17 protein-coding genes and 2 pseudogenes are annotated in these 20,186 nt (G+C 73.9%); 12 read left to right on the top strand and 7 right to left on the bottom strand.

Features of this window, described 5'->3' with window-relative positions:
- Positions 1-1,191: a zinc-dependent alcohol dehydrogenase gene (locus IE316_RS16745; protein ID WP_190205158.1), complete on the bottom strand. Its 1,191-nt coding sequence runs from the start codon at positions 1,189-1,191 to the stop codon at positions 1-3.
- A 193-nt stretch (positions 1,192-1,384) separates the two neighbouring features.
- Here IE316_RS16745 and IE316_RS16740 point away from each other — a divergent pair, with 193 nt between their 5' ends.
- The gene (locus IE316_RS16740) at positions 1,385-2,368 is read left to right on the top strand and encodes a DUF3048 domain-containing protein (RefSeq protein ID WP_190205157.1); all 984 of its coding nucleotides are present in this window, start codon (positions 1,385-1,387) and stop codon (positions 2,366-2,368) included.
- Positions 2,369-2,410: 42 nt separating this feature from the next.
- Here the strand turns inward: IE316_RS16740 and IE316_RS16735 are convergent, their stop codons facing one another.
- Positions 2,411-2,875, bottom strand: a complete 465-nt coding sequence (locus IE316_RS16735; protein ID WP_190205156.1) for a MarR family winged helix-turn-helix transcriptional regulator — start codon at positions 2,873-2,875, stop codon at positions 2,411-2,413.
- Between the two features lie 207 nt (positions 2,876-3,082).
- Between IE316_RS16735 and IE316_RS16730 the strand changes: the two genes are divergently transcribed.
- The 7 genes from IE316_RS16730 to pcaDC are packed head-to-tail and all read left to right on the top strand — an operon-like array spanning position 3,083 to position 9,553.
- Positions 3,083-3,865, top strand: a complete 783-nt coding sequence (locus IE316_RS16730; RefSeq protein WP_190205155.1) for a CoA transferase subunit A — start codon at positions 3,083-3,085, stop codon at positions 3,863-3,865.
- Entirely contained in the window at positions 3,865-4,512 is a 648-nt protein-coding gene (locus IE316_RS16725) for a CoA transferase subunit B (RefSeq protein WP_190205154.1), read from the top strand. The genes IE316_RS16730 and IE316_RS16725 overlap by 1 nt, the downstream gene beginning before the upstream one ends.
- A complete protein-coding gene (locus tag IE316_RS16720) occupies positions 4,509-5,711 on the top strand; it encodes a thiolase family protein (RefSeq protein ID WP_190205153.1) in 1,203 nt (400 codons plus the stop codon). The genes IE316_RS16725 and IE316_RS16720 overlap by 4 nt, the downstream gene beginning before the upstream one ends.
- Before the next feature lie 16 nt (positions 5,712-5,727).
- Entirely contained in the window at positions 5,728-6,501 is a 774-nt protein-coding gene (gene pcaH / locus IE316_RS16715) for a protocatechuate 3,4-dioxygenase subunit beta (RefSeq protein WP_190205152.1), read from the top strand.
- A gap of 6 nt (positions 6,502-6,507) precedes the next feature.
- On the top strand, positions 6,508-7,113 hold the full coding sequence (gene pcaG, locus IE316_RS16710) for a protocatechuate 3,4-dioxygenase subunit alpha (RefSeq protein ID WP_190205151.1): 606 nt from the start codon (positions 6,508-6,510) through the stop codon (positions 7,111-7,113).
- Positions 7,110-8,441 (top strand): 3-carboxy-cis,cis-muconate cycloisomerase, encoded by a 1,332-nt coding sequence (gene pcaB / locus IE316_RS16705; protein ID WP_190205150.1) that lies wholly within the window; start codon positions 7,110-7,112, stop codon positions 8,439-8,441. Before pcaG ends, pcaB begins: the two co-directional genes overlap by 4 nt.
- Positions 8,438-9,553, top strand: coding sequence for a bifunctional 3-oxoadipate enol-lactonase/4-carboxymuconolactone decarboxylase PcaDC (pcaDC, locus tag IE316_RS16700; protein ID WP_190205149.1), 1,116 nt, complete (start codon positions 8,438-8,440; stop codon positions 9,551-9,553). The genes pcaB and pcaDC overlap by 4 nt, the downstream gene beginning before the upstream one ends.
- Positions 9,554-9,780: 227 nt before the next feature.
- On the opposite strand, the gene IE316_RS16695 is transcribed toward pcaDC, so the two are convergent.
- Complete coding sequence (locus tag IE316_RS16695; protein ID WP_190205148.1) at positions 9,781-10,632, bottom strand: phosphotransferase; 852 nt, start codon at positions 10,630-10,632, stop codon at positions 9,781-9,783.
- A gap of 93 nt (positions 10,633-10,725) precedes the next feature.
- Positions 10,726-13,411, bottom strand: a pseudogene (locus IE316_RS16690) (ATP-binding protein).
- 284 nt (positions 13,412-13,695) lie between these two features.
- On the opposite strand from IE316_RS16690, the pseudogene IE316_RS16685 reads away from it, so the two are divergent.
- Together IE316_RS16685 and IE316_RS16680 are read left to right on the top strand one after the other, a co-directional pair.
- Positions 13,696-13,812: pseudogene (locus IE316_RS16685) on the top strand (DUF2510 domain-containing protein); the annotation flags it as partial.
- 60 nt (positions 13,813-13,872) lie between these two features.
- Positions 13,873-15,114 carry a hypothetical protein gene (locus IE316_RS16680; protein ID WP_373311230.1) on the top strand — a complete coding sequence of 414 codons (1,242 nt, stop codon included), beginning with the start codon at positions 13,873-13,875 and terminating at the stop codon, positions 15,112-15,114.
- A 55-nt stretch (positions 15,115-15,169) separates the two neighbouring features.
- Here the strand turns inward: IE316_RS16680 and IE316_RS16675 are convergent, their stop codons facing one another.
- From IE316_RS16675 to IE316_RS16665, 3 genes are all read right to left on the bottom strand, one after another.
- Complete coding sequence (locus IE316_RS16675) at positions 15,170-15,805, bottom strand: hypothetical protein (RefSeq protein WP_190205147.1); 636 nt, start codon at positions 15,803-15,805, stop codon at positions 15,170-15,172.
- Positions 15,806-15,936: 131 nt separating this feature from the next.
- Positions 15,937-17,181: a helix-turn-helix domain-containing protein gene (locus tag IE316_RS16670; protein ID WP_190205146.1), complete on the bottom strand. Its 1,245-nt coding sequence runs from the start codon at positions 17,179-17,181 to the stop codon at positions 15,937-15,939.
- 226 nt (positions 17,182-17,407) lie between these two features.
- Positions 17,408-18,028, bottom strand: coding sequence for a TetR/AcrR family transcriptional regulator (locus IE316_RS16665; RefSeq protein WP_190205145.1), 621 nt, complete (start codon positions 18,026-18,028; stop codon positions 17,408-17,410).
- 193 nt (positions 18,029-18,221) lie between these two features.
- Between IE316_RS16665 and IE316_RS16660 the strand changes: the two genes are divergently transcribed.
- Both IE316_RS16660 and IE316_RS16655 read left to right on the top strand, forming a co-directional pair.
- On the top strand, positions 18,222-19,040 hold the full coding sequence (locus IE316_RS16660; protein WP_190205144.1) for a phosphatase PAP2 family protein: 819 nt from the start codon (positions 18,222-18,224) through the stop codon (positions 19,038-19,040).
- Positions 19,037-20,176, top strand: a complete 1,140-nt coding sequence (locus tag IE316_RS16655; protein WP_229910420.1) for a DMT family protein — start codon at positions 19,037-19,039, stop codon at positions 20,174-20,176. Before IE316_RS16660 ends, IE316_RS16655 begins: the two co-directional genes overlap by 4 nt.
- The last annotated feature ends 10 nt before the right edge of the window (positions 20,177-20,186 follow it).

Here is a 20,186-nt window from a genome sequence, read left to right as displayed (position 1 = left end):
TCAGGGCTTCATCAGCACCTTGACCGCGCCGTCCTGCTTCTTCTGGAACATCTCGTACGCGTGCGGGGCCTCGGCGAGCGGCACCCGGTGGGTGGCGAAGTCGTGCACGCCGAGCGGGTCCTCGTCGGTGAGGTAGGGCAGGATGTCGTCGCTCCAGCGGCGCACGTTGGCCTGCCCCATCCGCATCTGGATCTGCTTGTCGAACAGGGTGAGCATCGGCATCGGGTCGGCCATGCCGCCGTACACGCCGGAGAGCGAGATGGTGCCGCCGCGCCGCACCAGGTCGATGGCGGTGTAGAGGGCGGCGAGCCGGTCGACGCTGAAGCGTTCCGCCATCGGGCCGCCGATCTTGCGGGGCAGCACCGCGGCCCCCTGCTGCACCAGCTTCGCCACGGCGCTGCCGTGCGCCTCGGTGCCGACCGCGTCGATCACGGCGTCGGGGCCGCGCCCGTCGGTCTCGTCGCGGATCGCCTGGACCAGTTCCTTCTCGCTGTCGAAGGACCGCAGGTCGTACGTCTCCACGCCGCGCTCGCGGGCCCGGCGCAGCCGCTCCGGCACCAGGTCCACGCCGAACACTCGTCCGGCGCCCTTGACCTGGGCGACCCGGCAGGCCATGTCGCCGATCGGGCCGAGGCCGAGCACGGCGACGGTGCCGCCCTGCGGGACATCGGCGTAGGCGACCGCCTGCCAGGCGGTGGGCAGCACGTCGGAGAGGTAGACGTACCGGTCGTCCGGCGGGCCCTCGGGCACCTTGATCGGGCCGTAGTGGGCCTGCGGGACGCGCAGGTACTCGGCCTGCCCGCCCGGCACCGCGCCGTACAGGCGGGTGTAGCCGAACAGCGGGGCGCCCATGCCCTCGCCGGTGACCTGGGTGGTCTCGCACTGCGTGGGCAGGCCGGTGCCGCACATGTAGCAGTGGCCGCAGGCGATCTGGAACGGCACCACCACCCGGTCGCCCGGCTTGAGGTTCGGCACCTCGGGGCCGACCTCCTCGACGATGCCCATCGGCTCGTGACCGAGGATGTCGCCGGGTGTCATGAACGGCGTCAGCACCTCGTACAGGTGCAGGTCGGAGCCGCACAGCCCGGAGGACGTCACCCGGATGATCGCGTCCGTCGGTTCCTGGATCGTCGGGTCGGGCACGTCCTCGACCCGTACGTCCCGTTTGCCCTGCCAGGTCACAGCCTTCATCGTGCCGCGCTCCCTCCGTCACCGTGCGCGTCGCTCCTTTGCGGCGCCCGGGTACCCGAGGCGTCCCCCGCCCAACCGTGATCACTGGTCCGATCAGCCGATCAGCAGTCGCGTATCAGAAGAAGTCGGGTATGGCCACACATGCGCCACAAGGCGCAGAATCGTGAACGAAGAAGGCGGGCGGGTGGTCGGGATGCGACACGCAGCACGGACGGTGCTGACAGCGGCGGTGGCGGCGCTGCTGGCGGCGGGCTGTACGACGGTGCCGGGGCGGGACGACGGTCGGGCGCCCGACCACTCCGGGCAGTCGGCGACGCCCTCGCCCACGCCGTCGGCGGCGCCGTCGCGGAAGGCGCGGGCCGCCGGGCCGCTCCTGGCGGTGAAGATCGACAACGTGCCGGCCGCCCGGCCGCAGACCGGCCTCGACGCCGCGGACGTGGTGTACGTGGAGCCGGTCGAGGGCGGACTGAGCCGCCTGATGGCCCTCTACGCGACCGCGCTGCCCGCCTCGGTCGGGCCGGTGCGCAGCGCCCGCGAGTCCGACCTCGAACTGCTGCGCCAGTTCGACGATCCGGTGCTCGCCTTCTCCGGCGCGCAGAAGAAGCTGCTGCCGCGCATCGCCGGTGCGCCGCTGCGCCCCCGGTCGCCCGAGGAGAACCCCCGCGCCTACGTCCGCGACGGCGCCCGGCCCGCCCCGCACAACCTGTATCTGGACCCCGGCGCCCTGCTGCCCTCGGCTCCGGGACCGGCGGCCCTGACCACCGGCTTCCGGTACGGCGCGGCCCCGGCGGGCGGTCATGCGGAGACCTCGCGCACGGTGCGCTACCCGGCGGCCCGGTTCACCTTCACCTGGTCGGCGGAGCGGGACGGCTGGCTGGTCGCCATGGACGGCGACCCGGCCGTCACGCCCGGCGGGAAGCGACTGGCGCCGGCGACCGTGGTCGTGCAGTACGTGGACGTGCGGGCGTCCTCGCTGCACGACTTCCGGGGCAACCACTCGCCCTACGCCGAGACGGTCGGCTCCGGGCGGGCGGAGGTGCTGCGCGGCGGCCGGGCGCACGCCGCGACCTGGCGGCGCGGCTCGGCCGAGGGCGGTACGGAGTTCACCGCGGCGGACGGCGGGCCGATGCGGTTCGCCGACGGTCAGGTGTGGGTGGTGTTCGCGGACGCGTCCTGACGCGCCCACGGGCCGGCGCGGGCCGGGTCGCGGACGTCCCCGTCAGCGGGGCGCCGCCACCGGCTCCGCCGGGTTGCGCAGCCCCTCCGCCGCGTCCGCGACCCGCTGGATGAGGTCGAAGAAGACGGCCTGTTCCCCGGCGGAGAGCGGGGCCAGGAAGACCTGGTTCATCCTGGCCGTGCGCACGGTCAGCTTGCGGTGCACGCGCAGCCCCTCGTCGGTGAGGCGGAGCAGGAAGCGGCGGCCGTCCCCCGGGTCCCGGACCTTGTCCAGCAGCCCGCGGCGGCCCAGCCGGCTGATCACCTCGGCGATCGTGGAGCGGTCCAGCCCGACCCGCTCCCCCACCGTGCGCTGGTCCAGGCCCGGTTCGGCGACGAGGGCGTTGAGGACGGCGAACTGCGGCGAGGTGATCTCCTCGGAGACCATCGTGTTCCACAGCAGGTAGTGCGCCTGCTGGAGCCGCCGGGCCAGGTGCCCGGGATGGGTGGCGAGATCCACCGCGGCCATGTGCGCTCCCGTGATCATATTCGTTGGTGCACTGAACGATACTCGGCCATCACCTCCCTGTCAGGGACCGGCGCATCTCACAAGACCCTGGTCAACTGGGTCTTGACGGCCACGCCCACCGGTGGCAGCGTGTGGGAAACCTCGCGGAAATACTCAGTGCCCTGACTAATTCAGCGGCAGGGCGCTCGTAGAGATGGGGCTTCTCGGATGGACAAGGTGGTGGCCACCGCCGCGGAGGCGGTGGCCGATGTGCCTGAGGGCGCATCGCTGGCGGTGGGCGGTTTCGGACTGAGCGGTGTGCCGAACGTACTGATCCAGGCGCTGTACGAGCGCGGGGTCGGCGGCCTGTCGGTGGTCTCCAACAACTGCGGCGCGATGGAGTCGGGCCTGGCGGTGCTGCTGGCCGCCGGCCGGATCGCCCGGGTGACGGGCTCGTACATCGGGGCCAACAAGGAGTTCGCCCGGCAGTACCTGGCCGGTGAGCTGGAGGTGGAGCTGATCCCGCAGGGCACGCTCGCCGAGCGGCTGCGGGCCGGCGGTGCCGGGATACCGGCGTTCTACACCCCGGCCGGGGTCGGCACCCAGGTCGCCGAGGGCGGGCTGCCCTGGCGCTACGACGGCGAGGGCGGGGTCGCGCTGGCCTCCCCGGCCAAGGAGGTGCGCGAGTTCGACGGCACCGAGTACGTGCTGGAGCGGGGCATCCGCACCGACTTCGCGCTGGTCCGGGCCCGCAAGGGCGACCGGCACGGGAACCTGGTGTTCAACAAGTCCGCCCGGAACTTCAACCCCCTGGCCGCCATGGCCGGCAAGGTCACCGTCGCCGAGGTCGAGGAACTGGTCGAGCCCGGCGAGATCGACCCGGACGCGGTGCACCTGCCGGGCGTCTTCGTGCAGCGGGTGATCGCGCTGACGCCGGAGCAAGCGGCGGACAAGAAGATCGAGAAGCGGACGGTCTCCGCCGCCCCGGCGCGAGGAACGGTGAACGACTGATGGCCTGGACCCGGGAAGAGATGGCCGCCCGCGCGGCCCGCGAGCTGACGGACGGCCAGTACGTCAACCTCGGCATCGGTCTGCCGACGCTGATCCCGAACTACCTCCCCGAGGGCGTCGAGGTCACCCTGGAGTCCGAGAACGGCATCCTCGGCACCGGCCCCTACCCGGCCGAGGACCGGGTCGACCCCGACCTGATCAACGCCGGCAAGGAGACCGTCACGGTGCTGCCCGGCGCCTCCTTCTTCGACTCGGCGCTCTCCTTCGGCATGATCCGCGGCGGGCACATCGACGTCGCGGTGCTCGGGGCGATGCAGGTCTCCGCCCGCGGCGACCTGGCCAACTGGGCCGTGCCCGGCAAGATGGTCACCGGGATCGGCGGGGCGATGGACCTGGTGCACGGCGCCCGCACGGTGATCGTGGTGATGACGCACACCGCCAAGGACGGCTCCCCGAAGATCGTCGAGGAGTGCGCGCTGCCGTTGACCGGCAAAGCCTGTGTGAACCGGGTCATCACCGACCTCGGTGTCCTCGACGTCACCGACGGCGGCCTGGTGCTGGTGGAGACCGCGCCCGGCGTCACCGTCGAGGAGATCACCGCCAGGACCGCCGCGAAACTGACCGTTGCCCAGGAGATCCAGTCGTGAACCCGGTTTACCTCGTCGACGCCGTCCGCACCCCGATCGGCAAGTACAACGGCTCCCTGGCGGGCGTCCGCCCCGACGACCTCGCCGCGCACACCATCCGCGAACTCCTCGCCCGCACCCCCGACCTGGACCCGTCCCGGATCGAGGACGTGTACTTCGGCAACGCCAACGGCGCCGGCGAGGAGAACCGCAACGTCGGCCGCATGGCCGCCCTCCTCGCGGGCCTGCCCACCTCCGTCCCCGGCGTCACCGTCAACCGGCTCTGCGCCTCCGGTCTGGAGGCGGTGATCCAGGCCGCCCGCGCCATCGCCCTCGGCGACGCGCACATCGCCCTGGCCGGCGGCGTGGAGTCGATGACCCGGGCCCCGTACGTGCTGCCCAAGAGCGACAAGCCGTTCCCGGCCGGGCACGCCGAGCTGTACTCCACCACGCTGGGCTGGCGCATGGTCAACCCCCGGATGGAACCGCAGTGGACGGTCCCGCTGGGCGAGTCGGCCGAGCTGATCGCCGAGAAGCACAAGATCGGCCGCGAGCAGCAGGACGAGTTCGCGCTCGCCTCCCACCTCAAGGCCGCGCGGGCCCAGGAGGCCGGCCTGTTCGACGCCGAGCTGGCGCCCGTCACCATCCCGCGGCGCAAGGGCGACCCGGTGGTCTTCGCCGCCGACGAGTCGGTGCGCCCCACTGCCTCCCTGGAGGCGATGGCCAAGCTGAAGCCGTCCTTCCGTACGGAGCACGGCACGGTCACCGCCGGGAACGCCTCGCCGCTGAACGACGGCGCCGCCGCCCTGCTCCTCGTCGACGAGGAGGGCCTGAGGGCCACCGGCCGCGAGCCGCTGGCCCGGATCTCCGCCACCGGCGTCTCCGCCCTGGACCCGCACTACTTCGGCCTGGCCCCCGTCGAGGCCGTCAACCGGGCCCTGGCCAAGGCCGGCAAGACCTTCGCCGACCTGGACGTGCTGGAGCTGAACGAGGCGTTCGCCGCCCAGGTGCTCGGCTGCGTCGCCGAGTGGCCCGAGTTCGACCCCGCGATCCTCAACCCGCAGGGCGGCGCCATCGCCCTCGGCCACCCCCTCGGCGCCTCCGGTGCCCGCCTCGCCGGCACCGTCGCCCACCAGCTCGCCCGCAAGGGCACCGGCACCGGCATCGCCACCCTCTGCATCGGCGTCGGCCAGGGCCTCGCCCTCACCCTGGAACGATAAGGAACCGGGAACCCCCATGACTCTCACCCAGCAGGACATCGACGCGGAGATCGCCGCCGAGCACGCCGCGTACGAGAAGCGGGTCGCCGCGGGCGCCCCGGTCGAGCACCACCCGCGCCGCGACTACGCGCCGTACCGCTCCTCGGTGCTGCGGCACCCGAAGCAGCCGCCGGTCAGCATCGACGTCACCAAGGACCCGGAACTGGTCGAGCTGGCCTCCCCCGCCTTCGGGGAGCGCGACCTGACCGCGGTCGACAACGACCTGACCCGGCAGCACGCGGGCGAGCCGATCGGCGAGCGGATCACCGTCTCCGGACGGCTCCTGGACCGGGCCGGCCGGCCGGTGCGCGGCCAGTTGGTGGAGATCTGGCAGGCCAACTCGGCCGGCCGCTACGCCCACCAGCGCGAGCAGCACGACGCGCCGCTGGACCCCAACTTCACCGGCGCCGGCCGCACGATCACCGACGACGACGGCTGCTACCGCTTCACCACGATCCAGCCGGGCCCCTACCCGTGGCGCAACCACGTCAACGCCTGGCGGCCGGCCCACATCCACTTCTCCGTCTTCGGCACCGCGTTCACCCAGCGGCTGGTGACGCAGATGTACTTCCCCAACGACCCGCTGTTCCCGTACGACCCGATCCTGCAGTCGGTGACGGACGACGCCGCCCGGCAGCGGCTGATCGCGACCTACGACCACAGTTTGTCGGTGCCGGAGTTCTCGCTCGGCTACCACTGGGACATCGTGCTCGACGGGCCGCACGCCACCTGGATCGAAGAAGGGCGCTGACCTGCCATGACGAAGATCGACACAAGCAGGCCGGAGAGCGTGCTGCCCACCCCGTCGCACACGGTCGGCCCGTTCTACGGATACGCGCTGCCCTTCCGCGGCGGCGAGGACATCGCCCCGCAGGGCCACCCGGACACGGTCACCGTGCACGGGTACGTCCTCGACGGCGCCGGCCGGCCGCTGCCGGACGCGCTGATCGAGCTGTGGGGCCCGGACCCGGACGGCAACCTGCCGACGGCCGACGGCTCGATGCGCCGGGACCCGGCGGCGGGCACGTATCTGGGGCGCAACGGCGTGGAGTTCACCGGCTGGGGCCGGATCCAGACCGACGCCGACGGGCACTGGTACGCGCGCACGCTGCGGCCCGGGGCGCGCGGGCGGAACGCGCCGTACGTGAGCGTGTGCGTGTTCGCGCGGGGACTGCTCACCCACCTGTTCACCCGGATCTACCTGCCCGGCGACGACGCGGCGCTGGCCGCCGACCCGCTGCTCGCCCGGGTGCCCGACGGGCGGCGCGCCACGCTGATCGCGGCCGAGGAGCGGCCGGGCACGTACCGTTTCGACATCCGCCTTCAGGGCGAGGGCGAGACGGTCTTCCTGGAGTACCAGTGACATCCGACGCCACCGACACCAGCCTGCTCGCCCCCGGGTGGACGGGCTCCCCGGCCGCCGAGGCGACCGGCAACCGCGCGTATCTGCGGGCGCTGCTGGACGCGGAGGCGGCGCTGACCCGCGCCCAGGCCACGCTGGGCCTGGCGCCCGAGGCGGCGGCGACGGCGGTCACCGAGGCCGCCGACCCGGACCGCTTCGACCCGGTCTCGCTCGCCGAGCGGGCGCGCGGCGGCGGCAACCCGGTGATCCCCCTGGTCGCCGACCTGACGAAGGCGGTCGGCGAGGAGTACGGCCCGTACGTGCACCGGGGGGCGACCAGCCAGGACATCATGGACACGGCCACCATGCTGGTCGCCGTGCGCGCCCTGGCGCCGGTCCTCGCCGACCTCGCCCGCACCGAGCGGGCGCTGGCCGCGCTGGCCGCCGCGCACCGGGAGACCGCGATGCCGGGGCGGACGCTGACCCAGCACGCCGTGCCGACCACCTTCGGGCTGAAGGCGGCCGGGTGGCGGTCGCTGGTGCTGGACGCCCGGGACCGGGTCGCGGCCGTCCGCGCGGGCCTGCCCGCCCAGTTGGGCGGCGCCGCCGGCACCCTCGCCGCGTTCGGCGCGTACGGCGCCGGGGACCCGACCGCGCTGCCGGGGGCGTACGCCCGTGAACTGGGCCTGGCGGAACCGCTGCTGCCGTGGCACACGCTGCGCACACCGGTCGCCGACCTCGCGGGCTGCCTGGCGTTCACCGCCGGGGCGCTGGGCAAGATCGCGGCGGACGTCCTCGCGCTCGGCCGGACCGAGACCGGCGAGCTGGCGGAGGGCAGCGGCGGCGGCTCGTCGGCGATGCCGCACAAGGCCAACCCCGTACGGTCCACGCTGATCGCGGCGGCGGCCCGGCGCGCACCGCAGCTCGCGGCGGTGCTGTACGGCGCGCTGGCCGCCGAGGACGAGCGGCCGGCCGGTGCCTGGCACGCCGAGTGGGAGCCGCTGCGCGACCTGCTCCGGCTGACCGGCGGCGCGGCCCGCGACGCCGCCGACCTCACCGAGGGCCTGAGCGTGCGCCCCGAGGCGATGCGCGCCCACCTCGGCCTCACCCACGGCCTGATCGTCTCCGAGCGGCTCTCCGCCGAACTGGCCCCGCTGCTCGGCCGCGCCCGCGCCAAGGCCCTCCTGACCGACCTGGCCCGGCGCACCTACACCGAGGGCCGGAGCCTCGGCGACCTCCTCGCCGAGGTCCCGGAGCTGACGGACGTGGACCTCGACGCCCTCACCGACCCCGCCCGTTACACCGGCAGCGCCGCTGCCCTGACCGACCGCGCACTGGAGCGACGTTGACCCTGCTCAATCACCGTACGGAAGGCCCCGCCACCGCTCCCCCGCTGCTGCTCGGGCCCTCGCTGGGCACCTCGTACGCCCTGTGGGACAAGGTGGCGCCCGAGCTGTCCATCGGGCACCGGGTGGTCCGCTGGGACCTGCCCGGGCACGGCGGTTCGGCGGCCGGCCTGATCGCCCCGGGCGCGACCGTCGGCGACCTGGCCGGCCTGGTGCTGGCGCTGGCCGACTCGCTGAGCGCGGAGCGGTTCGCGTACGCGGGCGTGTCGCTGGGCGGGGCGGTCGGCCTGCACCTGGCCGCCCACCACCCCGAGCGGCTCACCTCACTGGCGGTGATCTGCTCCTCGGCCCACTTCAACGGCTCCAAGCCCTGGCGGGAACGGGCCGAGCTGGTACGCCGGGAGGGGCTGGCGAAGCTCGCGGAGAGCGCGAACGACCGCTGGTTCACGCCCGGGTTCACCGTCCCCGAGCTGGTACGGGACCACCGGGAGGCCGACCCGGAGGCGTACGCCGCCTGCTGCGACGCGCTGGCCGCGTTCGACCTGCGCGACCGGCTCGCCGGCATCTCCGTGCCCACGCTGCTGATCGCCGGCCGGGACGACCCGGCGACCCCGCCCGCGCACCTGCGGGAGATCGCCGACGCGGTGCCGGACGCCACCTTGGTGGAGATCCCGGGCGCCTCCCACCTGGCGCCCGCCGAACGCCCCGAGGCGGTGCTCACCGCGCTGCGGAGCCACTTCGGCGGGGGTGCCAAGCGGGGCATGGCGGTCCGGCGGGAGGTGCTCGGCGACGCGCACGTGGACCGGGCGCAGTCCCGGCAGACCCCGTTCACGGCCCGGTTCCAGGACTTCATCTCGCGCTACGCCTGGGGCGAGATCTGGACCGACGAGACCCTCTCGCGCCGGGAGCGCAGCCTGATCACGCTGACCGCGCTGGTCGCCCACGGGCACTACGAGGAGCTGGCCATGCACGTCCGCGCGGCCCGCCGCAACGGACTCACGCCGGACGAGATCGGCGCCGCGCTGCTCCAGACGGCGGTGTACTGCGGCGTCCCGGCGGCCAACTCGGCGTTCGCCACGGCGCAGCGGGTGCTGGCCGAGGAGGACGGTGCCTAGGTGTTTCCTTCGGATCATACGGTCGCGGCTTGCTGAAACGTTGTCTGAGCGCGTGCTGCCGGGGCCCCGGTCTCAAGGAAGGTCCGGCGGAAAACGCCAGCTCGGGACATGGCCTTTGACCTGTCATGTCAGAGCGTGTCCTTCGACCTGTGTTCGGAGTGGAACGAGGCGGCCATCAGGGCGGCGGCGAACGACGGCACCGCGTCCTCGCCACACCGGGGACGTGCTCACCGTAGACGGCCCGGTCCGCAGCGATCGAGCGCGGCACGAACCCGGTTGAGGCCCTCCCCTCTCCAGTGGTCCCGGTCGGGCATCTGGTCGTCCCGGCGCCAGCGCCAGGCGGAGAACAGCGCCCAGTTCAGGGCGCGGCACCGGTGGATCAGGTCCTGGTCGGCCCCCGCGTAGTGCTGTCCCACGTCTTCGGGCGCATGGGCGAGGTCGAACTCGACCGGCCCACGGCAGCAGGTGGCGAGGTCCACGAAGAGCGGCCCTCTCCTCGTGTTGAGGAGGTTGCCCGGGTGAGGCTCGCCGTGCAATAGCTGGTCGTCGGTTGTGGCGCTGCTGATCGCGGCGCTCAGTCCACTGAGCGTGTCGCTGAGGAAAGACCGGTCGGAAGCGGGCAGTTCGGGAGACCGCTTCGGGTCGTCGACTTCTCTCAGTGCCACGGCGACTCGGTCGGTGACATGCGGTGCGTCCAGATCGATCCGCCGCAGGGCGGCATGATGCCGCAGGAACACGTGTGCGTAGTCGGCCGGCGCGATCTGCGATCCCACGGGTTCGTAGTAGGTCCAGAGCGAGAGAGCGAAGGCATCACGCACATGGACCCGGGGTTCGACCCGACGCTGCAGCTCGGCCACCGGCGTGCCGACGCCGGTGAGCCGGCGAGCGACTTCCACTTCGAACTCGGAATCCGCCAGGTGCCCCAACGGTGCGACCCGAACCAGAACATCGCAAGGAACCAGGCGGAGCACAACGCGGTCCGAGTTGTGGACGACGATCGCATCGTCGGCCTGAAGGCCCAGCTCCGAAGCGGTCGCCCGTCCTGCCGCGACCGCGCGGTGGAGTTCCGATGGCTCCATACCGTTCTCCCTCATGGTCGAGTCACACATGTCCGGGGTCGGCGGCGATGCCCCCGATGTGTTCGTGATGTCGAGCGGGAACGGCTGCGGCCGTCAGTTTAGGGCCGCCACGGCGCGCAGGGCCGTCTCCGCTCGGGTCGCCAGGCCGTCGGCGCCGCAGGTGCGGGCGAGGGCCAAGGCGTGGTTGAGGTCCTCCGCCGAGCGGGCGGCGATGCCGTACTCGACGCGGGCGGCGGCGTGCTCGTACTGGCACGGTGAGGCTTCCAGGTGGGCCACCGCCTCGGCGGCCAAATCGACCGCGCGCCGGCCGGTCGCCAGGGCGGCGGCGCAGCGCAGGGCCTCGCCCTTCGCGGTGGCGGTGCCGAACCGCTCGGCCCGGCGGCGGGCGTCGGAGAGCAGCCGGGCGGCGCGGGCCGGGTCCTGCGGCGCGAGGGCGCGGGCGAGGTCGACCGCCCAGGGGACCACCACCGGGTTCAGGTGGCCCCGCGCGGCGGCGGCCTTCTCCGCGTCCTCCAGTTCGTTGACACCGTCCTCGGTGCGGCCGACGGCGAGCAGCAGTCTGCCCCGGACGGAACGGGGGTCGGGCAGCACGATCGTGGACGGGTACGGCGGGGCGAAGTCGTACTGCTCGGCGACGGCCCAGGCTTCCTCGACCCGGCCGCGGGCGAGCAGCGTGTCGACCAGGTTGCAGGTCGCCGACCAGTACAGCGGCAGGCCCCGGCCGACCCGCTCGGCCAGCCGCAGCGACTCCCGCAGGGACGCCTCGGCCGCGTCGAGCCGGCCCCGCCGGCGCCGGCCGAGCCCGATGTAGGCGTGGGCGAGGGCGAGGTGGCCGCCGCTCCAGCCCGCCGTCTCGTACGCGCGCAGGGCCTCGGCGAAGAGTGCCTCGGCGCGGTCCAGACGGTCGGTGTAGGCGTAGGCGCTGGCCAGCATCATCAGCAGTTCCAGGCCCCACTCGGTGTCGGTCCAGCCGAGGCCCGGCGCGAGGCGGCCGTCGACCAGGGCGCGGTCGCACAGGGCGGCGACCTCGTCGGCGTCCTCGCCGTGGGTCATGGCGTCGAAGGCGCGCAGGATCAGCAGGGCGCGTTCGGCGTTGTCCCGGCCGGTGCAGGTGCGGGCGAGCGCGGCGAGGCGCTCGGAGCGGCCGGGCGAGACGTCCTCACCGGCGTGGATGCCCTCCCACATGTACTGCACCGCCCGGAGCCGCAGGTGGGCGGGGCCGGGCGGATGCAGCGCGGCCTCGGCCTCGACGGTGCGGACGGCCTCCTCCAACTGGTCGTTGTGCAGCAGGGCCTGGGAGAGGCGGACCACGGCGTCGACCCGGGCGTCGCCTTCCAGACCCGGCATGTCCAGGGCGGTGCGCAGGTGCCGGATGGTCGTGGCGGGCGCGGTGAGCAGGGTGGCGCAGCCCAGCTCGTACAGCACGTGGGCGTGGGCCTCGGGCGGCGGCGGCTCCTCCAGGGCCCGTTCCAGGCAGCGGCGGGCGGCGTCGGGGGCGCCGACGGCGAGGTGCTCGCGGGCGGCCTCGCGCAGTTGCTCCACGAGTTCCGCGTCGTCGTCCGGGTGGACCTGGAGCAGATGCCGGGAGGCCGCGGCGGCGCCGAGCCCGGACGGAGTCGGTGACGAGCTGGGCGGCTATGCCGTGCATGGCGCGGCGCAGCGCGTCGGGTATGGACTCGTAGACCGCGGTGGCGATCAGCGGGTGGACGAACTCCAGGTCGTCGGCGCCCTGTCCGGTGGCCGGGTCGGGTTCGGTGAGGATGCGGGCGCCGCGCAGCAGTTCGGCGCAGCGCACGGCCTCGGCGCGGTCCAGGGTGGCGAGCCGGGCCACCATGTCGATGGTGATGCCGGTGCCGAGGACGGCGGCGGCCAGGGCGAACTTGGTGGCGTGCATGCCGAGTTCCTCCAGGCGGGCGACGAGGCCGCCGCCGCGCGCGGCGCGGTTCAGCTCGCGCAGCTCCGGGGCGTTGGCCTCGACGGGTCCGAGGCCGCTGTCGCGGACCTTGGCGAGGAGTTCGACGGTGTCGTAGGGGTTGCCGCCGGTGACGGCCCACACCTCGCGGCAGAACGGGGCGTCGGCGCCGGGGCCGAGGGTGGCCCGGGTCAGGCCGGCGGTGGCCTCGGGGGTGAGGACGCTGAGCGTGGCGGTGCGGGCGTCGGTGGCGCGGACCGCCGCGTCGAGGTACCGGGCGCTGTCCTCGGTGACGTCGTCGGGGCGGTAGGCGATCACGACCAGCACGGGCAGGTCCCGCAGGTGCTCGGCCAGCGCGGCGAGCCAGCGCAGCGTCTCCTGGTCCGCCCAGTGCACGTCGTCGACGAGCAGCACCAGCGGGCCGTCCCGGTCGGTGAGCCCGCGGACCACGGCGACCAGGCCGTCGCACACGCCCTGCGGATCGGCCTGCCGCTCGCCGGGCTCGGCGATGCCGAGGGCGGGGCCGGCGATGTCGTACCAGTCGCCGAGGTGGTCGCGGGCGTCCTCGGGGTGCAGGGTGATCAGCGCGGGCTGGAGCAACTGCCGTACCACGTTGTACGGGACGCTGCGCAGGGTCTCGCCGCCGCGTGCGGACCAGACCGGGAGGTCGCGGGCCTCGGCGGTGCGGCGGGTCTCGGCCAGCAGCGCGGTCTTGCCGAGGCCGGCCTCGCCGCGCAGGGCCAGCAGGGCGCCGGGGGACGAGGGGTCCGCGCAGAGGGCGTCGACCGCCCGCGTGACCGCGGCGATCTCGGCGTCGCGCTCCCACAGGGAAGCGGAGGCGGCGACCGGGGGCCGTACCTCTGTCATCCTGCTACCTCCCCTAGTCGCCCGGATGACGTACCGCCGCCGAGCCTAGCCGTCCGGGCGTCGCGGTGGCGTGTTGACGTCATATGTCTTGCCTTCCCGGGTGACATGGGGTAGCGGGGCGCGGACGGGGGTGCCGGGGTCCCCAACGGCACTTTTTTCGGCGCCTCTTGGCGGACGGCCGGAGGCGTCTTCTCCGTGGTGGGCGGGGGTGCGGGCGGGTCGGACCCGGGGGCGGGCCCGGTCCCTCTCATACGGCTTTCACCGACGCCTCATACGGTGGGGACATGACGCAGGAGACTCCTCCCGGGTGGTACCCGGACCCCGGGCAGAAAAGTGACGGTCCCGCCACCGAGCGCTGGTGGGACGGCAGGGCGTGGACGGACCGGGTCCGCCCTGCGGGGACTCCGCCGACGGCGACGGCGGCGGGGGACACGGGCGAGGCGGCGCCTTCGGACGGCGCGATGCCTTCGGCTGGCGCCGCCGGTGGGGGTGGGGCCTCGGGTGCAGACGGGTCCGCGGGTACGGACAGGTCCGCAGGTACCGACGGGTCCGCAGGTACGGACAGGTCCGCGGGTACGGACGGGTCCGCGGGTACGGACGGCGCCTCCGCCGCACCGGACGGGCGAGCGCCCGGACCGGACGCGGGCGCGGGCGCGGGCGCGCCGCCCGCGCAGTCGTGGGCCTCCCCGCAGCCGCCTCCGGCGCTTCCCTACGGCCAGCCACCGGCCGCCCCCGGGCAATCCCCGGCCGCCCCGGGCCAGCAGCCGTCGCAGCCCGGGTACTTCGAGCCGTACCCCAGCGGCGGCACGGCGGGACAGCCGCCGGTCTACCCGGGCTACGGCGCCTACCCGGGCTACCCGGCCCAGCCGCCCGCGAAGAAGCGGCGGGGGGTGCGGACCGGAATAGCCGTGGCCGTGGCGGCCGTCGTGCTGGCGGGCGTGGGCGTCGGGGTGACCGTGGTGGCCAACGACGACGGCGACGGCTCGGGCAACGACCGGGCCGCCTCGCCGCAGCAGACCCAGGGCGGCCCCGGCGGCGGCGGGGGCGGGCCGGAGAACCCGTTCGGCGGCAACGGAGGCGGGGGCAACGGAGGCGGCGGGAACGGCGGCGGTGGGAACGGCGGCCAGGACGGGCAGTCGCCCGGCCCCCGGCAGTCGGAGCCGCCGAAGATCGAGAGCGGTTCCGTGCCGGACGCCGTCAGCGGCATCAGCCTGCCGGTGCCGGACGGCTGGTACGGCCAGGAACTCACCGTCGGCGCCCAGCTCTCGTCGAAGCAGAGCTACAAGTGCCCCGGCGACACCTCCGCCACCTGCACCAAGGGCGGCGCCTACTCGGCACCCGCGATGGTGCTGGGCACCAAGGGCGACACCGCCGAGGAGGTCGCGAAGGCGGACATCGCGGCGAACGCCGAGGAGTCCTACGGCGGCAAGAGCTACGGTTCGATCACCTCCCACGAGGTGCTGTCCTCCAAGGCGGTCACCGTCGCCGGGCAGAAGGGCTACCAGGTCCGCTGGAAGGCCGTCACCAGCAAGGGCGCCGACGGTTACGTCGAGTCGCTCGCCTTCCCCTCCCCCGCCAACCCCGACCGGATCGTGGTCGTCCGGTTCGGCGTCGACGTGGGCGAGAAGCAGTCCGTCATCGACGAGATCACCAACGGCATCAAGAAGTCGTCGGCCGGCACCGGCAGCGGACAGGACGTGTAACTCCTGCCCTAGGGACACCACCGGGGCCGACGACCGTGAGACGGCCCCGGTGGCTTCAACGACGGTCACGAGCCGCGCGCGGCACCAGCGGTGCGTCCATCGGCCACGCCGTCTCCTGATCCGCCAGTACGTGCACGCCTGCCGCGATCAGACGCGCCACCGTCAGCGGCGCGCACAGCTCGCCGACGGAGGCCATCGGCACGGACCAGTACGAGGCGATGCCGTGCTCCGGGAACCGGGTCGCGGACGGGTGCGGGACCCCCAGGTAGGCGTTGCGGCCGAGGCATTCGACGTCGTCCTTGCGCCAGTCGTCGGCGGCGTCGTGCCAGGTGCGCGGGACGCTTGCCGGGACGAGGACGTAGTAGCGGGGGCCGTGCATGTCGCAGATCACCGGGCTGCCGTCGAGGGCGTCGGCGAGGAAGGCGTCGGCGTCCGTCGGGTCGGTGCTGGCGGCGAGGGCCTGGACGAGCCGGCCGGGAAGGCGGATCGCGGAGAACAGGTCGCCGAGGGGGAACAGGGCGACTCCGTGGCGGATCCACTCGGTGCGGGCGTGCCGGGGTGAGGGGTGGGTGGACAGCAGCCACGCCTCGACGGTGAGTTGCCGGTCGGCGGTGGTGTGCGCGAGGGCGCCCGGTTCTGCCTCGACTCGCTGTGCGGCCGGGAAGTCGCGGTCCTCGGGTGTGCTCGGCATGACGGGTGCCTCCACGGCGGGTGTGCTGTGTCTCACACACGCGACCGTAGGGTCTCCGACCAGCTCGGAACAGGCACGTTCCGTGACCGTCGCGCCCCTTCGCGCTCGGCGACGGACACGGAACGTAGCCGTCAGTGAGTGCCGAAGAAGGCGGCCAGCTCCCGTTCCCGCGAGGTGATCCGTCGCCGCTTGCTCTTCCGTAACGCGTCATGGAACGTGTCCGCCGCCATCCGCTGATGCCTCAGCCACTCCGGGGTCTCCCGCATCAACGACCACAGGATCCCCGTGGCCTCGTCGGGCGACCTCGTCAGCAGATGCGCCTGGGCCACATCCAGCAGATGTCGCCGCATGAACAGGCGTCCTTGCCTGCCCGAAGCGACCGGCAGGCGCTCCGACAGACGCAGCACCCGGTCCGGGCGGTCGGCCACCAACTGGTTCTCGATCCCCTGGAACGCGACCGTACGCCAGTCGAACCGCCCCCACGACGACACCGCCACCGCCTGCCCGGTTCCCAGCGCGGCACCCGCCGTACGGCCGAGCCGCAGGATCTCCCGCGCCTCCGCCGGACGGTTGTTCCGCGCGGCCGCCGCGCTGCCGTGGATCAAGAGCTTCCCCCACGCCCCCAGCGTGTGCCGCGTCGCCCGGGAGATACGCGGTTCCACCGCATCCGCCGTCGCGATGCTCACCTGCTCGGCCTCGTCCAGGCGCCCCTGACGCATCAGCAGCCAGCCCTGCTGGTACACGGCCGCCGCGACGCCCTCCATGTCGCCCACCTGCACGGCGTCGGCGATCGCGTCCCGCAGCGCTGTGTGCGCGAGGTCGTAGGCCCGGACCTGCGTGAGGTAGCGGCCGGCCATCTGGAGCACGTCGGACCGGATACGGAGGGCCTCGGCATGCTCCGTACCGTTGTCGAAATGAGCGACCGCGGCGTGGGTGGCGTGGACCAGGTCGGGGAGGACCCGGGCCACGTAGCCGTACTGGTCGCGGTGGTAGGCCGTGCCGACCTCGGCGGCGGTGGAGCGGAGCCGCTCCAGATCGGGCTCCGTGCCGACGGGGCAGGTGAGGCGCCCGGAGAAGGTGACCGGTGGTGCGATGGCCTGCCGAAGCGGCATCAGGTCGAGGTTGTCGTCGTCCCGGCGCGTGGTGGCGTGCGGGGCGCCCGATTCGAACAGGGCGCTCGTACGGACGCCGAGGGCACGCGCGAGCGCGTGATAGGTGTCGAGGCGTGCGACCCCGCCCCTCTCGATCTTCTTCACCACGCCAAGGCTGAGACCTGCTCGTTCGGCGAGGTGCTCCTGCGTGAGGCCGGCCGTGAGGCGCAGTTCCTTGAGGTGGGCTCCCGGGTGGGGCCGGGCCGTGTCTGCGGGCTCGGTCATGCTGGGCTCCGTTCTGACCTGGAGACTCAGAACGCTACTCCGCTCCGGCGGCGGAGGATCGACGGTTGTGCCCCCTGCGCCTGGGGTGCTTCGTGTGCCGGCCGGGTGGGCCGCCCCTCCGCTCAAGGGGTGGCCCACCCGGCCGGGGGGTGCGCGCCGCCCCCGTCCCCACGGTGCGGCGCGGACAGGTCACCGTCCAGTCATCCCATGGACGGCGGCCTGCGTCTTAGGTGAGGCCCAGGGCGGGCAGCACCACGGCCTCCACGAAGCGGACCAGGTAGTCACCGTCGGCGTACTCGCCCTCGATCACCGGCCTGACCCGCAGGACGCCGAACATCTGGGCCGGTACGTACTCCAGCGCCGGGTGGTCGGCGGGGACCTCGCCCCGCTCGACGCCGCGCCGCAGGATCTCCCGCAGCGAGGCGATCTCCGGTTCCACGATCGCCTCGTGCAGCGCCAGCTTCAGCTCCGGGTCCTGGACGACCGCGTGGCCGAGCGCCTGGAGCAGCCGGCTGTCCTTGCCGGACCACTCCCCCGCCGCCCGGGCCGCCTGCCGCAGGTCCTCGGCGAGCGAACCGGTGTCGATGCCCGCGAAGCGTACCTGCCGGCGTGAGCGCAGGGCCGCCGCCACGAACTGCGGCTTGGTCTTCCACTGCCGGTAGAGCGTGGACTTGCTGCACCGGGTGCTGGCGGCGATGCCCTCCATCGTCACGGCGTCGTAGCCGCACTCGCGGATCTGCTCGACGACCGCGTCGAAGAACTCCTGCTCACGCTCGGGCGTCAGCTTGGAGCGGCGCGAGGCCCCGGCCGGCTCCGGCCGGTCGTCCGCGGCCCGCGGCGTCGTCATCGGTGCTGCCCCTCGCTCGGATCCGGATGCGGCGGTCAAGCCCGTAACTCCCCCCGTGGGTCAAGTGTGTCATCAGCCATCGATACGCCAGTGTACCGGTACCCGGGCGTATCGGTACACTGACGTATCGGAACGAAATCGTATCGATGAGTCAGATCACCGCACGCACCACCGTCAGCGAAGGGGCCGGGGGATGAATGCCCGCACCGAGCCTGCAGAAGCGGAAACGGAGCCGGACGCACCGGCCCGTCCGCCACTGGTCCGAGAACTCCTGCTCGTAGCGGGACTCTTCCTCGTCTACAAGTTCGGGCGGCAGCTCGCGACCGGCCACACCGCGGAGGCGTTCGGCAACGCCCGGCACGTGTGGCACCTGGAGCGGTGGCTGCACCTGCCCGGGGAGGGCGCGGTCCAGTCCCTGCTGCTCCACGGTGACGTGCTGGTGCACGTGGCGAACACGTACTACGCCACCGTGCACTTCCCGGCCACCGCCGGCTTCCTCGTCTGGCTCTATCTGCGCCGGCCCGTGCACTACGTGTGGTCCCGGCGGGTACTGGCCGCGGTGACCGGCGCGGCGCTGGTGCTGCACCTGGCCTTCCCGCTCGCGCCGCCCCGGATGCTGGGCGCGACCGGGCTGGTGGACACCGCGCGGGTGTACGGGCCGTCGGTGTACGGGCCGCCGCGCACGGACTCGCTGTCGAACCAGTTCGCCGCGATGCCGTCGCTGCACTTCGGCTGGGCCCTGATGGTGGCGATCGGCCTGATCGCCGCCACCCGCTCCCGCTGGCGCTGGCTGTGGCTGCTGCATCCGCTGCTGACCCTGCTGGTGATCGTCGGCACCGCGAACCACTACTGGCTGGACGTCCTCGTGGCCTCCGCGCTGCTCGGCCTCGCGCTGGCGCTGATACGGGTGCCGCGCCGCGCCCGGGCCACGGCGCCGCCGCCCGGACCGCCCCGCTGGGCGCGCGAGCCGCGGCCGGCCGAGCGGCGCCGCCTGGTGGGGGCGGGCCGATGAGCGCCGCCCTGGTCGCCGTGGTCCTGTCGCTGGTCTCCGCCGTCGCCTACGCCGCCGCGGCCGTCGCCCAGGAACGGCTGGCCGCCCGGCGTCCGGGCACCGGCCTGGCGAAGCTGCTGGCCGGCGGCGCCTGGTGGTGGTCGGTGACGCTGAACGCGTCGGCCGCGCTGCTGCACGTGGTGGCCCTGAAGTACGGCCCGCTCACCGTGGTGCAGCCGCTGGGCGCGCTGACCCTGGTGGCGGCGGTGCCCCTGGGGGCGCGGCTCGCGGGCCGCCGGGTCGGCTCGGTGGAGTGGCGGGGCACCGGACTGACCCTGCTCGGGCTGGGCGCGCTACTGCTCACGGCCTCCGGTCCGGCCCCCGACGACGTGCTGAGCGGGCCGGAGGCGCTGGCGGTGTCCGGGGTGACGGCGGTGCTGATCGGCACGCTGTCCCGGCCCGGGGCGCGGCCGGGGCTGCGGCACGCCACCGCGTCCGGCGTCGCCTCCGGGGTCGCCTCGGCGCTCACCCAGACGGTGACGGTGGCCGCGACCGACCGTTCGGGTCCACTGCTCAGTGTCCAGGTCGTCGGGGTGGCGGTGCTGGTGGCGGCCTTCGCGGTCGGCGGGCTGCTGCTGTCGCAGACGGCGTACCGGGGCGGCCTCGGCGCGCCGCTGGCGGTGGTGACGCTGGCCAACCCGGTGGCCGCCGCGGTGATCGGCGTCGCCCTCCTCGGCGAACGCCTCCGCGGCGGCGCGGCCGGTGTCCTGCTCGCCCTGACCGGCGCGGCGCTGGCCGCCTGGGGCGTACTCCTGCTGACCCGGGCGACCCCGCGGGCCGCGCCCGAGTCCCAGCCCGGCACCGCGACGCCGCAGTCCGTGTTCGACGCCGTGACGCCGCAGTCCCCACCCGGCACCGCGACGCCGCAGTCCGTGTTCGACGCCGTGACGCCGCAGTCCCCGCCCGGCACCACGACGCCCCCGCCGCCCCCGGCACCGGACCAGTCGCCGGTCACCGCACCGCACCGCGTCGTCCTGCCGGGCCCCACGCCCGCGCCGGTCCCGGCGCCCGCGTCGACCGCCGTCGCCGCCCCGCTCCCCCTTCCGAGGCAGCAGCCGCCCAGGCAACCGGAGCCGGGGCGGCTCACCGCGCTGTAGCGCCCCGTCG

The sequence above is a fragment of the Streptomyces fumanus genome (genome assembly GCF_014655295.1).
Lineage (GTDB): Bacteria > Actinomycetota > Actinomycetes > Streptomycetales > Streptomycetaceae > Streptomyces > Streptomyces fumanus.
Note: the sequence above shows the minus strand (reverse complement) of the source record. Positions and strands in the feature narration are given on the sequence as shown.

Bases quoted from the DNA above. Each gene is read 5' to 3' on its own strand.
- IE316_RS16730 (WP_190205155.1), top strand. From the start codon at position 3,083: ATGGACAAGGTGGTGGCCACCGCCGCGGAGGCGGTGGCCGATGTGCCT.
- pcaG (WP_190205151.1), top strand. From the start codon at position 6,508: ATGACGAAGATCGACACAAGCAGGCCGGAGAGCGTGCTGCCCACCCCG.
- IE316_RS16660 (WP_190205144.1), top strand. From the start codon at position 18,222: ATGAATGCCCGCACCGAGCCTGCAGAAGCGGAAACGGAGCCGGACGCA.
- pcaH (WP_190205152.1), top strand. From the start codon at position 5,728: ATGACTCTCACCCAGCAGGACATCGACGCGGAGATCGCCGCCGAGCAC.
- IE316_RS16665 (WP_190205145.1), bottom strand. From the start codon at position 18,028: ATGACGACGCCGCGGGCCGCGGACGACCGGCCGGAGCCGGCCGGGGCC.
- IE316_RS16725 (WP_190205154.1), top strand. From the start codon at position 3,865: ATGGCCTGGACCCGGGAAGAGATGGCCGCCCGCGCGGCCCGCGAGCTG.
- IE316_RS16735 (WP_190205156.1), bottom strand. From the start codon at position 2,875: ATGGCCGCGGTGGATCTCGCCACCCATCCCGGGCACCTGGCCCGGCGG.
- IE316_RS16675 (WP_190205147.1), bottom strand. From the start codon at position 15,805: ATGCCGAGCACACCCGAGGACCGCGACTTCCCGGCCGCACAGCGAGTC.
- IE316_RS16745 (WP_190205158.1), bottom strand. From the start codon at position 1,191: ATGAAGGCTGTGACCTGGCAGGGCAAACGGGACGTACGGGTCGAGGAC.
- IE316_RS16740 (WP_190205157.1), top strand. From the start codon at position 1,385: ATGCGACACGCAGCACGGACGGTGCTGACAGCGGCGGTGGCGGCGCTG.
- IE316_RS16670 (WP_190205146.1), bottom strand. From the start codon at position 17,181: ATGACCGAGCCCGCAGACACGGCCCGGCCCCACCCGGGAGCCCACCTC.
- IE316_RS16655 (WP_229910420.1), top strand. From the start codon at position 19,037: ATGAGCGCCGCCCTGGTCGCCGTGGTCCTGTCGCTGGTCTCCGCCGTC.
- IE316_RS16695 (WP_190205148.1), bottom strand. From the start codon at position 10,632: ATGGAGCCATCGGAACTCCACCGCGCGGTCGCGGCAGGACGGGCGACC.
- IE316_RS16680 (WP_373311230.1), top strand. From the start codon at position 13,873: ATGCCTTCGGCTGGCGCCGCCGGTGGGGGTGGGGCCTCGGGTGCAGAC.